The organism is Natronobacillus azotifigens, from assembly GCF_026805325.1.
Lineage (GTDB): Bacteria > Bacillota > Bacilli > Bacillales > Amphibacillaceae > Natronobacillus > Natronobacillus azotifigens.
This window is the reverse complement of sequence record NZ_JAPRAT010000010.1, coordinates 1-17,159: the sequence shown is the minus strand read 5'-3', so window position 1 is coordinate 17,159 and position 17,159 is coordinate 1. Positions and strand designations below refer to the sequence as shown.

Below are 17,159 nucleotides of genomic sequence, written 5' to 3'. Positions count from 1 at the left end.
CTCCTATTCTAATATTGATGGAACGCGGAATTGACCATTCTTGTGATCTGGTGCGTTCTTTAATGCATCTTCTTTTTCAATCCACTTTCTTGGTTCATCTTTACGCATAACATTCTTCAAATCCAAAACGTGAGTAGTAGGTTCTACATTGTTTGTATCCAAGTCATTTAATAACTCTGCATAATGGATAATATCTCCAAGTTGCTGTGTCATTGTTTCCACTTCTTCTTCAGTAATGGCTAAACGTGCTAAATGTGCTACGTGTCTTACTTGATCTTTTGAAATCTCGGCCATTTCTGTCACCTCCGACTAATGAAATTTATGTTATCTTTTACGAATCTAACAATACTTATGATAATAGCAAATAATGTAGTAACTTAGCAACTACTGGTTCTATGCTCAAGATCAACCATACGAAAGGCTGACATGCTATTTCGATTGATCGTTGCTTTACAACCGATATCCTCTCGTTTTAGGTAAACCTATAGTCAACAACACATGAACCAAAGACTACTACATTACGTTTGCTGTTATCGATCATAGATATGAATGATTGGTTCTTCTGCTCCCGCCTCGCGAACAATGAGACTTTCTTGTCGATCGTTTGATTTAATGTTTATCTCTAGGTCATAATGCGGTTGAAAGCCATCCATAATCAGACCATAGACATATTGAGTAAACCCTATTGTTTCTGCTTTCCCCCTAAATTGAATAGGAATTTCTAACGTGAGTTTTCGTAATTGATCACCCTCATAAAAACCTTCTCCAATCACACCGACATAATTCGGGAAAAAATCAGCAATGTCAGAGGTGAACTCTTCAATAGTTGCAGCTAAATCTGGATCTTTATCTCTACCACTTGACGACGGGAACAGCACATACTCCTCATCAATTGGCTCCCAACTACCAACAGAGCTACTTCCACCTTGTACGGTGGTTTTCATCACATAGTTACCTGGTACAAGACCATCACGAGCGGCTTCACGGTATATGGCAACCATGATCGGCACCTCCTGCAATCCATCTTTGGCTCGGATTCTTTGGATTACCTCGCTTGTAATACTGTCTACTTGTTCAAGCATTTCATCTTCATCAATGTCTTTGTAATAGTATGGTCCGCCGATCTCTGTTTGAAAACGATAATTCGATTTCATGATAATCGCAAGTGACATTCCGCCTAATTGAACGACATTTTCATCTGTTCTCACTAAATAGTTTTGCTCGAGAATATGCGATAGATACCTAGGATTGTCCCTTTCTTCATCGATGATTTCATCTGTTTCCAATTCATTTCGATCAGTAACTTCAGGATTTAAACCTCGATCTGTTGATTCTGAATAACGTTCCAACCAGCTATAAAGCTCACTGGAACCGATTCTCTGTCCCTCTTGAAAGAAGTGCGTTTCTGGATCAAACACGTCTGTGGAATGACGTCTCAACCCATTCTCAATTTCCGTAATATCTAATCGGTTGGCTACTTGATTAAGAATTACCCCTCTAGATTCACTTAATCGATAGGGAAGCAACACTTGATATTCTTGTTCAGAAACACGAGAACTCGGGATTATCGCTGTTTCTTGTGGTGTTTCCTCTGAGATGGAATCTTCGATGACTTCCTCTCGAGTTGAAAAATTCGGCGCACAACCGACTAGTATTAGCATAGTACCAATACCAATAAGAAAGCTCTTAATCTTCCACATTCCTCTTCCTCCTCTCCTGCTTCTATCTGGCAGATCAAATTATATTATCCAATAATTTTTGTTCATCCCAAATTTCAATCTGCAGTTTCTCTGCTTTTGCTAGTTTTGACCCTGCATCTTCTCCAGCAATCAATATATCTGTATTTTTGCTGACACTGCCGGTAATTTTCCCACCCAGCGATTCGATTTTTTCTTTCGCTTCGTTTCTCGTTAACTGTTCTAGCTTTCCTGTTAACACAATTGTTTTTCCGAAAAGAGGGGAGTCTGACTCGCTTTTTTCAATCGGTTTTGGACCTAAGTAAGTCATATTGACTCCTAATTCTTTTAGTTTACCAATCAGCTGTATAACTTCTTCTTCTGCAAAGTATTGCACAATAGAATCAGCCATTTTCGAACCGATTTCATTGATAGCAACCAGATCTTCATAGCTAGCAGTAGCTAAACGATCAATTGTTTCCAAAGCCATTGCCAACGTTTTGGCTGCTTTTGCTCCAACAAATCGAATCCCTAGGCCAAACAATAAACGTTCGAGAGAATTATTCTTGGAAGCGTTTATTGCTGCCAATAAATTATCTACAGACTTTTCTCCCATCCGCTCTAGATTCAATAATGCTGTTCGATCCAGTTGATAGAGGTCTGCAACATTAGCAACTAATTGCGCGTCATAAAGTTGTTCGACTACTTTTTCACCGAGACCGTCAATATTCATTGCATTTCTCGAGACAAAGTGGGTTAATCCTTCTTTTAATTGCGCATGACAATTCGGATTCATACAACGAAGCGCAACTTCTCCTTCAAGATTCACCAATTCACTGGCGCATGATGGACATTCATCAGGCATCTGGTACGGTTGTTCTTCTCCGCTTCTTTGATCGGAAAGCACTCGTACCACTTCCGGTATGATGTCTCCTGCTTTTTTAATCACAACGGTGTCCCCAATCCGAATATCCTTTGTCTCAATAAAATCCGCATTGTGCAAGGAAGCACGCTGTACGGTCGTTCCAGCAACTTGAACTGGTATTAGTAAAGCCGTTGGTGTTACCGCCCCTGTACGGCCTACACTTAAGATAACATCAATCAGTTTTGTTACTACCTCTTCAGCTGGAAACTTATAAGCAATAGCCCAACGTGGGCTTTTGGCTGTCGTTTTCAATTGATCTTGATATGCGAGGTCATCAACTTTCACAACAATCCCATCAATTTCATAGTCCAAATTTGCACGTTTTTCGTTCCAACCTTCAATATATTCAATCACTTGTTCAATATCTTCGCATTTACGCCATTCTGGATTTGTTTTAAATCCGAGTTCTTTTAAGTATGATAAACGATCACTATGGGTGGTTAATGTGCCAGATTCCCATTCCCCTACTGCATACAAAAAGATATCCAGATTACGTTTGGCTGCAATTTTCGGGTCTAATTGACGCAACGAACCAGCTGCAGCGTTTCTTGGGTTTGCAAATGGCTCTTCTTCTTTCTTCGCTTTTGCTTCATTTAAAGCAAGAAAAGATTTCTTCGGCATAAATGCTTCGCCACGTACTTCCATTGCACTGTTATCTTTAATCGTTAACGGAATACTCTTAATCGTTTTTAAGTTATGGGTAATATCTTCGCCAATATTTCCATCACCACGAGTTGCCCCTTGAACAAATACACCGTCTTGGTATCGAAGCGAGACAGCCAATCCGTCGATTTTTAGTTCACATACATAAGCAACGTTTTCTACTTGAAGCCCTTCCCGAACCCTTCGATCAAATGCACGCAAGTCCTCTGCATCAAAAGCATTAGCCAAGCTAAGCATCGGAACACGATGTTCTACCTTTTCAAAAGCAGATAGAGGTTCTCCTCCCACTCGATGTGTAGGAGAATGCTCTGTGATCAGTTCTGGATACTTTTCTTCTAACGTTCGTAGTTGTTGCATTAACCGATCATACTCTGCATCCGGAACAGTTGGTTGATCGAGAACATGATATTGATAATCGTATTTATTTATTCGTTTTCTTAAATCTTCTAATTCTTTTTCTACTTGTGCTTGATCCATTGGATTGCCTTCACCTCGTTTATTGTTTGGTGATTGGAGCAAATCTTGCTAACAATCGTTTAATCCCTGTTGGTGCTGGAAACGCAATATCCAACTCCATCGATTCGCCTGAACCAGAAACTTTTACAACGGTTCCTACACCCCATTTTTTATGATCGGCTTTATCACCGACTTGCCAAGCTTCTTTCTCTCCACCCGTCGTTTTTTTCTGGGCTTGTCGTTTGACTGGTGACTTATTTGCTACCTGTGCTTGGAAAGGATTTTGTTGTTGGATGGGTTGCCTTGCTATGCTGCTAATCGTTGCCTTCTCTTCTACTTCGATTCCTTCAAACAGTTCTTGAGGAATTTCGTGAACAAAACGGCTAACGGGATTGAAGTTGGTTTTTCCATATAGTGTTCGCATTTTTGCATGAGAAAGGTGAAGAATCTGTTCAGCTCGGGTAATTCCAACATAAGCTAACCGACGCTCTTCCTGCATTTCTTCATCATCCATTAACGAACGACTATGCGGGAAAATATTTTCCTCTAAACCAACCAAAAAGACAACGGGAAATTCTAGACCTTTTGCTGCATGAAGTGTCATTAACGTTACTTTGTTATCGGCAAAAGGGTCATCTTCTACTCGATCAATATCAGCTATCAATGCCAAATCGGTTAAAAAAGCAAGTAGCGTTTTGTCTTCACTATTCTTTTCAAAATGTTGCGTTACTGTTTTAAATTCTTCTAAGTTTTCTAATCGACTTTCCGCTTCAATACTTCGCTCATTTATTAGCATCTCTTCATAGCCTGTCCGTTTCAACACTTCTTCAACCATGTCTGTTGCTGTTAAAAACTCTTGTTGTTGTGTCCAGTTTTTTATCATGGTACCAAAGCTAGCTAATGCTTTGGTCGCTTTCGCACTAAGACCTACAAAATCAATTTCTTGAACGGCAGTGTACATCGAAATATCATGGTCAGCCGCATAGTTTTGCAGTCTATCTAATGTCGTTTTACCGATACCTCGCTTTGGTTCGTTAACAACGCGTGCAAAACTAAGATCATCATCAGGATTAGAAATCAAACGCAAATAAGCTAACATGTCTTTAATTTCTTTTCGATCATAGAACTTTGTTCCGCCTATCATTTGATAAGGAATATTTGCTTTCACAAACGTCTCCTCAATCGATCGGGATTGCGCATTGGTTCGATAAAGAATAGCTACATCGCGATAATTAAATGTTTTTTCTTGTACATAGGCTTCGATTTGATCAGCAATATATAATCCTTCATATTGCTCGGTCGGTGCTTGATAATAATGTAATTTCGCACCATCATGGTTGTCTGTCCAAAGTTTTTTCGGTTTCCTACCTGCATTGTGATCAATCACTGCATTTGCTGCTTGTAAAATTGATTTGGTAGATCGATAATTTTGCTCTAGCATCACGACATGAGCAGTTGGGTAGTCCTTTTCAAATGACATGATATTCTGAATATCCGCTCCACGCCAACGATAGATCGATTGATCCGAATCCCCTACTACGCACAGATTTTGATAACGTTGCGCTAACTGCTGTACTAAATAATATTGCGCATGGTTGGTATCTTGATACTCATCGACATGAATGTATTGAAAACGTCGTTGGTAGTATTCTAGTACTTCCGGTACGCGATCAAATAACTTAATTGTTTGCATAATTAAATCGTCAAAATCAAGCGACTGATTTTTTTGCAATCTTTTTTGATAAGCATGATACACTTCCGCAACTTGCTTATCATAATAATTTCCCACTTCTTTTTCATACTGTTCCGGGGTTTTTAAACTATTTTTTGCTGAACTAATCGCACCAAGCATTGCTCTTGGTTCGAATTTTTTTGTATCTATATTTTTTTCTTTTATTATATTTTTGATGACAGTTAATTGATCGCCACTATCTAGTATCGAAAAGTTTCGACTATAACCAATGCGATCAATGTCTCGTCGTAAAATCCGTACACACATCGAGTGAAAGGTCGATACCCACATATAATCTGCTTCTGGACCGACTAATCGACTTACTCGATCCTTCATTTCTCTAGCAGCCTTGTTGGTAAACGTAATCGCCAAAACACTACGTGGAGAAACTCCTTTTTCATCAAGTAAATAAGCGATCCGGTGAGTTAAGACACGTGTTTTTCCACTTCCTGCACCTGCCATAATCAATAACGGTCCTTCTGTATGCCTTACTGCTTCTTGTTGTCTGTTATTTAATCCATTGAGTAAGTCTGCTAACTTTCGACTCACATTGGTCGCCTCCTACTTATTATTTTTTGCTACTGCTACTGTCTTCAGCGCGCCCGCGAAATCTTCATATAGGCTATTCCCTACCACAATCACATCGGCATGTGCTACCATTTGGCTTGCTTCGGTTTCATTGGTAATTCCCCCACCGTAAAAGAGCTGTGTTTTGTTCAATTCCGCTTTCACTTTTCTTACCAATTCGGGATCGCCATACGTACCACTATATTCTAGATAGAAAATCGGAAATTGAAACAAATGTTCTGCCATTTGCGCATAAGCAATCACATCGTCATCATCCGGCATGCTACAATCTGCTTGCTTAAATGCCTTTGCCTCTGGATTAACGATACAATACCCTTCTGCCTCTAATTCATTCCAATCTAACATATGCCCAAATTCTTTTACGGCCTGATGTTGTATATCCATCATCCATTTCTTTTCCTTACTATTTAACACCATCGGAATATAATAAAAATCAAATCCTGGTGTAACTGCATCCAATGTTGATACTTCTAAAATACATGGAACTGTATATCGTCGAATATGACTAAGCAAATCTAACACTCCATCGAGGGTCACATTATCTGTGCCTCCTACAATGATAGCATCTGTACCAGATTGACAGATTTGATCTAACTGATCATCGGATAATGATTTGTTTGGATCTAATTTGAACACATGTTTCCATTCTTTTCGATTATACAATAATGACTCCTCCACTTCCTAGTAACCATCTTTCCATTATAACAAATAATCGATCTTTTTTAGACTGATCTAGACAAATATTTATACTTTTACGCTATCTTAATCGTACGTGTTGATTTTTATAAAGTGAAACTTCAATCAGTGGGGGTTTTTAGTTATCCCCCCACTGATTGTTAGCTGCACCATTCGAGGTGGCTAACATCGGTTACTCCTGCTAAAATCACTTATTGCATGCAAGCTTTCCTAGTTAATTTACTAGATGTTTTCAACAAATATATTCCATCTTTAAAAACTCAAATAAACTTCCATTTGTATCTTGGCTAAAAGTCTCAACATCTTTAAATCCAACTTTTCTATATAATTTTATCGCTCTTTGATTGAAAGTTGCAACGGACAATGTTATTTTTTTAGGTTTACATTGTGACTGAATAAAGTCAATACCCGCTTTTAAAAACTTTATCCCATCTCCTTTACCAGTTAAATCTGGCCTCATCCCCAATCCAATATCAGCGGTATTCTCGTTAACTTGAGAAAAACTAAAGAATGCAACCAATTCATTTTCTTTTGTAACAGCAAAAATTGAATTCCCTCGCTTTTCTGGATGTAAAAATTCAGCTAAATCTTCTTCATCAGCTTCCATATCATAAAATGAATATTCCCCATCATAATGCCAGTTAAAGGCGATATTTTCTGCTTGTTCTTGAGTGATGACACTAAATTGATAAACCATTTTCGTTTTCCTCCAAATTTCGATACATTCATATTCCTCGTTAACACCACAATAGCTTGTCCACTGCCATTTGTTGAATACGTTAACTTCCGTCTCTATATATAGTGAAATTCAATCAGTTCCACTGATAGCTAGCAGCATCATTCGAGGGGGCTAGCGTCCGTTACTCCCACATAAACAACTTTGATTTTTTTGTTGTTTTGAAGTGGGAAGATTACGGACAGTTGCTACGGGATAAAATTTGAATTACATTACATAATACCATTGGATTGTATACTTCCCCAGTGCTAAAATATTTTTTGGACCTTTCATCCACCAACTCGAAAAAAGTTCCGCTATTCTTTTAAGCTTTGTTTGAAGACCTCTTTTCCTTATTTAACCCTTGTGACGAACCTATAACACCAATCAAAAGTATTACCCATAAAGGAGAATTGCCTATGGCATGAACAGCAAGGGATGCCCATGTGGATCCTGTGTACTGTGCCATAAAAGGAGCAATCAACATACTAGGAAGCATCCCAATAAAATGCCATTTAAGAGCCATATATAGTAACCAAGCCCACAGCAAACCATTCACTACCCAAGCGAAATCACCAAACATATTTTCCTGAATAGGTAACAAGAATCCACGCCACATCATTTCCTCACTAAACATGGCCAGTATATGAAGTGGTACAAACAACAATAACAACTTCCAATTCCCCTTTAAAGGAACACCAAAAAAATCTTTAGGGGGAATACTAAATTTTTTTAATGGATTAAAGGGAGCAGGCAGGTACGCAGGAGGTGAAAGTACTTTTACCCGCGCTAACATCTTGCCAACTGGTTCAAGAATTTGATCCAAAACTATCGTTGCAATAATGGCTATGCCTATCCACAACCAATCATCTTTCGTTAATGGATTTAATCGAAAGCGTTCAGCAACGTCAATCCAATTAAACGCTCCTCCCTCGATTGTTACAAAAAATACAATAGATAGGGGTAGAAGTATAATCACAGGAAGCCATAACCAACTCCAAAATGCATAAACCAAAGGAACACCTCTGCTTACTAATTTCGGCGTTCCATAACCTTTACTGTCATGAACACAAAACAAAAAACACCCCTCCATCAATCATCGTGCATTTGACAGAGAAGTGCTTTTATCCATGTTGATCTTCCTAACGTGTTTAACAAGAAGAAATTTTCCTGTTCATTATTCTTGCTCATTCTCCGGTTCGTTTTTCTCTAACCGTTCTAACACCATTTTATAACCATCGTTTCCGTATGTTAAGCAGCGTTTCACTCGAGAAATCGTTGTTGTAGAGGCACTGGATTCTTCCACAATTGCGTGATACGTACGGCCTTCGTTTAACATTTTTGCAACCAACAACCGCTGCGCGAGCGACGTAATTTCACTCATCGTAGCAATATCATCAAAAAAGCGATAGCATTCTTCTCGATCTTTTAGTGATAAGATCGCATCAAATAACTCATCTAATTGCTCGCCACGTAACTTATCAATTTGCATCTACCGAACCCCCTTCTTCTAACCTAGCACTTATTCAGACTCTGTTACTTCCGAAAGCCCAGGACTTGTCGGAATCACATTTATCCATGTCTTCCCGGGAACAAACCCTACTGCTTCTCCACCACGTACAGGAATAATACGACCATCGCGGCTTTCCCACTGAATTTTTTGCACTTTTCCTTTTTGTAATAAGTAGGCGTTACCACCAGATGTCAGATCAACATCACGTCTACCTTGGTCATCAATCACTCGGTGAGCTGTCTCTATAATAAAGACATTATCAAGCTGAATTGGTGTTTCCGTATTTAATTCTTTTGTTTGCTCCTGTCCGTTATACCGGAAATACGCTTCTTCTGTATTGTCGTAGACATAACGAACATTATCAGAACCATAGTTAAAAGATACTTCTGATACTTCTTCTCCTGTAATATCATTCGATTCATCTTCTGATAAAAACGGAAGTGGATCATACGCTCTTTCCATCTGATAACCACGTGAAGTAGCTACTTCCTCTACAGCTCCGAATTGCAAATAAGAGTTATGCGGGGCAACACGAAAGGATTCTCGTTTGAATAAATGACCATCGTTATCATAGTAAGCGGCATTCAAGTTATCTACAGCATCACTTCTTCTTAACATATCTTCAATAAATCCTGCTGCTCCATGGTAAATATAGAGCGCGCCATAGTTCTCTGCTGTATCAAAGTAATATTCTCTCGCACTCCGAACCGGGCCAACCACGTCTGGCGATTCACTATGAAATAATGCTAAAAACCTAGTAGTATTCCCTTCTGACAAAATCTCGAATACGATATCAGCTTGTGATAACCCACTTTGCGGTCTTGCATTCGGGTGATTATTGATCATCACACTAACAATTCGATTATTAACTTCCTCATCTGTTCGTATACCTGTTAAAGGGTACATGTTGGCCGGCTCAGACGGTTCCGGCGTTTCAATTGGTTCTTTTTCCACTTCTTTCGTAGCTAGATCATTCCCTGATTCGACTTCTTCATCGTCAGAACAACCAATGATTCCAATGAAAAGTAGTAATAAGATTATACCAAGAAAATAGACTTTCTTCATTTTATCACGCATCCTTTTTCTACTGTATCTTCAAGATCTGCTTTCTATTAGATAAAGTATAGCAAAAATAGACCAAGATAGCATCGCCTACCGATGAAAAAGTTGTTCGATGATCAAACAGTATTTTTGAAGGTAACAAGGTGTTACATAAATGAAACAAATTCCTTTCGATGTGATAAAAAACGAAAGCGTTGGATTCTATAGGCAAAGGACTGGGGCATCGTTACAATATACGTATAGAAACTAATCTTTGTCTAAAAGTGAAATGGAGGAATTACTATGTCAAAAGGATTAAAGATCGCAACCATTGGTGGTGGTTCGAGTTACACACCCGAATTAGTAGAAGGCTTTATTAAACGTTATGAAGAATTACCCATTCGTGAATTATGGTTAGTAGACATTGAAGCTGGTAAAGAGAAGTTAGAGATTGTTGGGGAGTTAGCGAAGCGAATGATCAAGAAAGCTGGCCTTCCAATTGAAGTACACCTAACTTTAGATCGAGAAGCAGCACTAAAAGATGCAGACTTTGTTACAACACAATTCCGTGTCGGTTTACTCGAAGCACGAGCAAAAGATGAACGTATTCCATTAAAATACAATGTTTTAGGTCAAGAAACAAACGGACCTGGTGGATTATTCAAAGGCCTTCGTACGATTCCCGTAATTATCGATATCTGTAATGACATCGAGCGCCTCTGCCCAGATGCTTGGTTAATTAATTTCACAAACCCTGCTGGTATGGTAACTGAAGCTGTCTTACGCTATACGAACATCAAAAAAGTTGTGGGGTTATGTAATGTACCAATCGGAATTGAGATGGGAATTGCTAAATTATTAGATGTTGATCATGATCGAATTAAAATTGATTTTGCCGGACTAAACCACATGGTCTATGGATTAGATGTGTATCTAGATGGAGTGAGTGTAAAGGATAAAGTTATTAATCTACTAACAGACCCTGAGAACACTAGTTTTGTGAAAAATATTGACGGGCTTGGTTGGGAACCTGCGTTTATTCGTGCACTGAATGCACTTACCTGTCCATACCATAACTACTATTACAAATCACAAGATATGCTAGAAAAGACGAAGAAAGAAGCAGAAGAAAAAGGAACCCGTGCAGAAGTGGTTTTGAAGCTAGAAAAAGAATTATTTGAACTGTATAAAGATCCTAACTTAGCTATTAAACCACCTCAACTAGAAGAGCGTGGTGGTGCATACTATTCAGATGCTGCCGTTCGATTGATCACTTCCATTTATACAGATAAGCGTGATATTCAACCTGTAAACACTAAAAATAATGGTGCGATCGCAAGCCTTCCTAGTGATTCTGCAGTAGAAATAAGCTGCGTCATCACGAAAGATGGGCCAAAACCAATTGCAATTGGGGACCTACCTGTAGCAGTGCGTGGGCTAGTTCAACAAATTAAATCCTTTGAGCGTATCTCGGCGGAAGCTGCAGCGACAGGTGATTATGATAAGGCAGTGCTTGCATTAACAATCAATCCACTAACACCATCAGATACGGTTGCCCGTGAAATTGTCGATGAGATGATGGAAGCACACAAAGAACACTTACCTTTATTCTTTCAATAAGAGAAATAATCTGTTAAAACATGCCAATGCGTCAATTGGCATGTTTTTTGTTAAAGAAAACAGATCAAGACCGATGATTATATTAGTAGAATCAATTACATATCTGATATACTATGAATGCATGAACACAGAACATTAAATAGCCAAAAAAAGGGAGATAAACAGATGAAACATAAAAAAGTACCAGTTTGGAGAAGGATACAAGTACATGCAGTTTCCATGCTAGTGATTGTATTATTGATTCAAAATACGATATCAGGTTACATACTTCATATCATTGACTCTATGAATATTGAGTTAGGTTTGATCGGAGCATTTTTAAATAGTTTTTTAAGTCTTATTATTTCAACGCTATTAATTGCAGCTTTTCTTCGTTATTATATTTTGAAACCTATTCAACAAATGGAGCAAACCATACATAGATTCGAGCAAGGTGAAGAAGTGCGAATTCAAACAAAAGAAAGAAATGAAATTGGTGTATTAGCTAGTCGTTTGAATAAAATGTTTGACAGTATATCTAACCATGATAAAAAACAAAACGATCAGATAAATCTAGTTGAAAAAAAATCAAAGACAATTGCTGATCATATTGAAACACTAACTAACGAAATAAATCATCTAAATCAATATTCTGAGGATATTACAAATGGTGCCGAACAACAATTAAGTACCTTTGAAGAAACGACGGCAGTAGCAGATACGATGAACAATCAATTTCAGACAATTGCCAAAAATATTGATGAACTAACAGAATCATTTAATAAGATGAAATCTTCTGCGGAAGCTGGAACTAGCCAGGTGAAGAAATCTTCTGAAGCGATGGAACTTATCGCTTCCAGTTCGGAACAAAGTAAAGACGTTGTTACGCAATTAACCAATGAAATTAGTAAGATAAAAGACATTGTTACATTAATTAATGATATTTCCGAGCAAACCAATCTATTGGCATTAAATGCTTCAATCGAAGCTGCTCGTGCCGGAGAACACGGGAAAGGATTTTCTATTGTAGCAGAAGAGGTTCGTAAACTCGCAGAAAGATCAGTGGGTGCGACAGAGCAAATTAACTCGACGGTTGAACAAATTTTAGATGATGTCGAACAATTCACGAACCAAACGGAAACACAAGCAAGTAACATTGCAGAAGAATCGAAGCAAATTCTTGCGATTAATCAAGATTTCGAAACGTTGGCAACGAACATTGTAAAGAATATTAAGATTATGAGAGGCATTAATGAGCACAGCAAAACAATCTCACAATCTAGCGTAGAGATTGCAAGTTCGATGGAGGATGCGATGAGTAAGACAGAATATACAACGGAACATGTCGCACGTATGACCGAAGTTTTATCAGAACAATTATCGAAAATAGAAAATGTGCGAACAGAAGTAACTGAATTAAAAGAGTCTTTTCAATAGAATATGATAGCGATGCCTAACAGCATACCAAAACACCAGATGATCTAAAAGATCGTCTGGTGTTTTTGATTATTAAACTACCTTCACACTTCCCTACAAAAGAGAAGCATTTTTTCTGTCAGATTGAAACGCTAATCCTACACAATTTTCCCTTTACAGATCGAATTGTAAGGAATCACTACTTAATTCTAACCTTTAACAGATCCAATTAATAACCCTTTGGCAAAGTGTTTTTGCAAGAACGGATACACGAGCATAATGGGTAATGTTGCAATGACAATGATCGCAAGTTTCATACCTTCTGCAGGTGGGACATAATCAGGGTCTAGATTACCAAGTGCATTTGGATCGGACGCAATCGTTACCTGTCTTAACAATAGCTGTAATGTCCATTTCGAACTATCATTTAAATACAGTAACGGACTCATGAAATCATTCCAGATTCCAACGGCGTAAAATAAGGCAAATGTTGCAAGAATTGGTTTGGATAATGGTAAAACAATTCTTAAAAAGATACCAACCTCTGATGCTCCGTCGATCTTCGCTGACTCTTCCAGTTCAACCGAGAAGTTTTGGAAGAAGTTTTTAATAATAATCAAGTTAAATGGATTAATTGCTCCTGGTAATATCAATGCCCAATAAGAGTCAATTAAACCTAAGTTTTGAACGACAAGAAATGTGGGAATCATTCCACCACTAAATAACATCGCAAATACAACCATATTTATTAGTAGTTTTCTACCACGCAACTGTCGTTTTGCCATTGGATAAGCCATTGTAAATGTAAAGAATAGTTGAACTAATGTGCCTACTGCTGTAACTCCTACCGTTACGAAAATACTTCTTACAAAAGCTTCGGAAGTAAAAACATAACGATAAGCCTCAAAAGTAAATGTTTCGGGGAAAATAAAAAATGCACGACGAGCTAATTCAGATTCTGTTGCAAATGATCCTGCTAATACATATAAAAAGGGTAAAAGCGTAATAATCGCTACAAATGCTAGAAAAAACATATTAAAAACATCGAAGACACGGCCAGGTTTTGTATTGTGTAATTTATGCAAATCACTCATGATTAATCACTCCTTTCTTTAGAACAATCCACTTTCTTTGTCTATTTTTTTCGCGATAAAGTCTGTGGTCAAAATTAAAATAATTCCAACTACAGATTTGAATAATCCAACAGCTGTACTATATGAATAGGATCCTCTAGTAATACCGACTTGATATACATAGGTATCAAATACATCCGCAACAGAGCGATTTAATGAATTCATCATTAGGAATATTTGATCAAATCCGGTATTTAAAACAGAACCCATCGTTAAAATCAACATGATTACAACCGTACCTCTAATTGCTGGTAGTGTAACGTGCCACATCCGTCTAAATCGCCCTGCACCATCAACAATAGCGGCTTCATATTGTTCAGGAGATACATTGGCCAAGGCAGCCAAAAATATAATCGTCCCCCAACCAGTACCTTTCCATATTCCTTGTAAAATAATCATTGGCCTAAACCATTCTGGATCGGCAAGAAAATTAATCCTTACACCAAATATCGTCTCTACTAAATCAACAATTGCTCCACCATTGATGGAAAATAACAAATGTGTTAAACCTACAACAATTGTCCAAGATAAAAAGTGAGGAATATAAATACACGTTTGAACTAATTTTTTATACGTCGCAATTCGTAATTCATTTAATAAAACCGCTAAGAAAATAGGTGCCGGAAAAGCGATGGCAATCCCTAAAAAAGAAATCCATAAAGTGTTTCCTAATAATCGTAAAAAATCCGGACTATCAAAGAACTGTCTGAAGTGCTCGAATCCTACCCATTGACTTTCAGCTATACCAAGAAATGGTACATAATTTTTAAATGCAATAACGACACCATACATTGGGGCATAGCGAAAAACTAAGAAGTATAAGACACCTGGTATTAACAAAAAGTATAACCACTTATCCCTTACCCACATCTGTTTAGCAGCCTTTTTTGTTTTATTCCACTGCATAGTAAGTTTTTCTAAAAACGATCTTTTAACGACTTCATTTTTTTTAGCTACAGCTACAGCTTTCATGTTTCCCCCTCTTTCTAAAATAAGGGCGACACTTTGGTCACCCTTATTAGCATTTGTTTTACAATTCCTTTCAAGTGAAGCTTCAATCAATAGGGGTTTTAGGTGTGCCCACTGATTGTTAGCCTTAAAGGCCCTTGAACCTACTGAAATTAATCCTGATTCTCATATAACTCATTCAGTTCATCAATAAGGGCTTGACCTCCACTGCTGTACCAGCGATCAATTTCAGCTTGGAATTCATCTTCACTAATCTGGCCAGCAATGTAGCGAATACGTGCATCAGAAATAATATCATCTAACTGATTTCCCTGACGTGTATAAACATCGGATACAAGATGAGCTGCTTGATTAAACACAGCATGCGCTTCGTTATCCTCCATCAATTGATAGCGTTTTTCTGCTAATTGACCAGATGGACGCATTTGATGTATTCCGTCACCAAACATGGACATTTGAGCAAATGAACGATGGAATGGTGCAATTCTTTGTGCTTCTTCTGATTCAATCGGTACTAAATAGCCATCGTCATCAATTTCATAACTTATGCCCTCAATACCGTGATTCAATAAGTTAATTCCATCTGCAGAAACTAAGTGATCTAAGAAGCCTAATACTTCCCGAAGTTCATCTTCTGTTTCTACACTTGATTTAGAAATAGCTAAGAATCCTGAATACCCATCTGTTGGATGACCATACTCGCTACCATCTGGAGCTTTTATTGTTCCGGTAATCTCTACAAAGTACTCATCCGGGTCTTCTGTTCCAACTTCATCAATAAATAAGTTATTTACTTGCATCGCGCGAGAATACGTATCAATTATTACACCGCCATTGCCATTAAACATTTCTCGATTCCAGTCATCAGGACTTAATGTCGTGAAATCATTATTCACTAGACCTTCATCCACAATTTTCTTCGTAAATGCTAAAGCTTCTGCATATTCATCAGTAGCAAAAGCCGGGATTAATTGATTATCCTCAATCCCCCAAACGTTAGGAGCTCCGAACCAAATAGCCAATGTGTCCAAACTACCATACCAAGTTGGAATAATCAGACCAACGGTATCATCTTGACCTGAACCGTTCGGATCATCATAAGTAAATGCGTGCAAAACATCGTATAAGTCATCAATAGTTTCAGGGATGTCCAGATCTAAATTTTCTAACCAATCTTTTCTAATTAAAGCAGTTGAACGCATAATATCACGTTGTCGATAAATACCATACACTTTCCCATTAACAGAACTGTTTCTTAAAATATCTTCATTATATTGACTTAAATGTTCAAATTCACCTAAATAATCTGACAATTCCCAGAAAGCACCTGCTTCCGCTGAATTTAAGAAACCAGGTGTTTTCCCTTGAATAACCATTACATGTGGAATCTCATTAGAAGCTAAAGTAACATTCATGCGATCTTCATAAGAAACGTTAGGGACCCAATTTACGTTTATTTTTTTACCGGTTAGTTCCTCTAGTTCCAACTCTACATCATTGTTAGCTGGTGGTGCGGTTGTCTCAAATGTTGGAGCCATTATGTTGATTTCATCAAAATACACTGTCTCTTCTCCACCATTGCCATTATCACTACTATTGCTTCCTTCATTACTTGTTCCTCCAGTCTTATCATCATCATCGCCACCACAAGCAACTACGATAAATAGAGAAAATAATATTGCAACGATCAAAACTCCCCTTTTCTTTAAAAAACGCATTACACATTCACTCCTTCTTATTGATAAAAATTTGAAACGATCATTGATCTTGTTCGTTCCACAACCAAATAGTAAAGCGCTTTCATTTTTCCTGCAATAACACATTTTTGCCGTAGTTATCAATGCAAAAAAATACAAAAACGCGTTAATCCGACAATAAAACAGGCTTGAATATAATTATTTTGCTGTGGTTATTTCTTCGGAAATAATTTATGATAAAGTAAAACTTCAATCAGTAGGGGTTTTTAGGTATTCCCCCACTGATTGTTAGTCCTAAAGGATGACCTAGCCTTTGGGATGCTAGCGTCCGTTACGCCCA

At 37.8% G+C, this 17,159-nt stretch carries 14 protein-coding genes; 2 read left to right on the top strand and 12 right to left on the bottom strand.

The window, feature by feature from the left end; all coding sequences use genetic code 11:
- Positions 1 to 3: 3 nt before the first annotated feature.
- The 9 genes from gatC to OWO01_RS06640 all read right to left on the bottom strand — a co-directional run bounded on the left by gatC (position 4) and on the right by OWO01_RS06640 (position 10,029).
- Positions 4 to 294 carry an Asp-tRNA(Asn)/Glu-tRNA(Gln) amidotransferase subunit GatC gene (gene gatC / locus OWO01_RS06680; protein WP_268779663.1) on the bottom strand — a complete coding sequence of 97 codons (291 nt, stop codon included), beginning with the start codon at positions 292 to 294 and terminating at the stop codon, positions 4 to 6.
- Between the two features lie 236 nt (positions 295 to 530).
- Positions 531 to 1,700 (bottom strand): CamS family sex pheromone protein, encoded by a 1,170-nt coding sequence (locus OWO01_RS06675; RefSeq protein WP_272506029.1) that lies wholly within the window; start codon positions 1,698 to 1,700, stop codon positions 531 to 533.
- 34 nt (positions 1,701 to 1,734) lie between these two features.
- Complete coding sequence (gene ligA / locus OWO01_RS06670) at positions 1,735 to 3,741, bottom strand: NAD-dependent DNA ligase LigA (protein WP_268779662.1); 2,007 nt, start codon at positions 3,739 to 3,741, stop codon at positions 1,735 to 1,737.
- 19 nt (positions 3,742 to 3,760) lie between these two features.
- Entirely contained in the window at positions 3,761 to 6,001 is a 2,241-nt protein-coding gene (pcrA, locus tag OWO01_RS06665; protein ID WP_268779661.1) for a DNA helicase PcrA, read from the bottom strand.
- Positions 6,002 to 6,013: 12 nt separating this feature from the next.
- A complete protein-coding gene (gene pcrB / locus OWO01_RS06660; protein ID WP_268779660.1) occupies positions 6,014 to 6,703 on the bottom strand; it encodes a heptaprenylglyceryl phosphate synthase in 690 nt (229 codons plus the stop codon).
- Between the two features lie 265 nt (positions 6,704 to 6,968).
- Complete coding sequence (locus OWO01_RS06655) at positions 6,969 to 7,433, bottom strand: GNAT family N-acetyltransferase (RefSeq protein ID WP_268779659.1); 465 nt, start codon at positions 7,431 to 7,433, stop codon at positions 6,969 to 6,971.
- A gap of 343 nt (positions 7,434 to 7,776) precedes the next feature.
- A complete protein-coding gene (locus tag OWO01_RS06650; RefSeq protein ID WP_268779658.1) occupies positions 7,777 to 8,529 on the bottom strand; it encodes a CPBP family intramembrane glutamic endopeptidase in 753 nt (250 codons plus the stop codon).
- Between the two features lie 99 nt (positions 8,530 to 8,628).
- Positions 8,629 to 8,943 (bottom strand): YerC/YecD family TrpR-related protein, encoded by a 315-nt coding sequence (locus tag OWO01_RS06645; RefSeq protein WP_268779657.1) that lies wholly within the window; start codon positions 8,941 to 8,943, stop codon positions 8,629 to 8,631.
- A gap of 30 nt (positions 8,944 to 8,973) precedes the next feature.
- The gene (locus OWO01_RS06640; protein ID WP_268779656.1) at positions 8,974 to 10,029 is read right to left on the bottom strand and encodes a DUF3048 domain-containing protein; all 1,056 of its coding nucleotides are present in this window, start codon (positions 10,027 to 10,029) and stop codon (positions 8,974 to 8,976) included.
- Between the two features lie 279 nt (positions 10,030 to 10,308).
- Between OWO01_RS06640 and OWO01_RS06635 the strand changes: the two genes are divergently transcribed.
- Both OWO01_RS06635 and OWO01_RS06630 read left to right on the top strand, forming a co-directional pair.
- Positions 10,309 to 11,625 (top strand): 6-phospho-beta-glucosidase, encoded by a 1,317-nt coding sequence (locus OWO01_RS06635; RefSeq protein ID WP_268779655.1) that lies wholly within the window; start codon positions 10,309 to 10,311, stop codon positions 11,623 to 11,625.
- 165 nt (positions 11,626 to 11,790) lie between these two features.
- Positions 11,791 to 13,041 (top strand): methyl-accepting chemotaxis protein, encoded by a 1,251-nt coding sequence (locus tag OWO01_RS06630; protein ID WP_268779654.1) that lies wholly within the window; start codon positions 11,791 to 11,793, stop codon positions 13,039 to 13,041.
- Between the two features lie 188 nt (positions 13,042 to 13,229).
- Here OWO01_RS06630 and OWO01_RS06625 read toward each other — a convergent pair whose 3' ends face one another.
- The 3 genes from OWO01_RS06625 to OWO01_RS06615 all read right to left on the bottom strand — a co-directional run bounded on the left by OWO01_RS06625 (position 13,230) and on the right by OWO01_RS06615 (position 16,840).
- Positions 13,230 to 14,114: a carbohydrate ABC transporter permease gene (locus tag OWO01_RS06625; protein ID WP_268779653.1), complete on the bottom strand. Its 885-nt coding sequence runs from the start codon at positions 14,112 to 14,114 to the stop codon at positions 13,230 to 13,232.
- 18 nt (positions 14,115 to 14,132) lie between these two features.
- Positions 14,133 to 15,059, bottom strand: coding sequence for an ABC transporter permease (locus tag OWO01_RS06620; RefSeq protein WP_268779741.1), 927 nt, complete (start codon positions 15,057 to 15,059; stop codon positions 14,133 to 14,135).
- A gap of 215 nt (positions 15,060 to 15,274) precedes the next feature.
- Complete coding sequence (locus tag OWO01_RS06615) at positions 15,275 to 16,840, bottom strand: extracellular solute-binding protein (protein ID WP_268779652.1); 1,566 nt, start codon at positions 16,838 to 16,840, stop codon at positions 15,275 to 15,277.
- Positions 16,841 to 17,159: the final 319 nt, after the last annotated feature.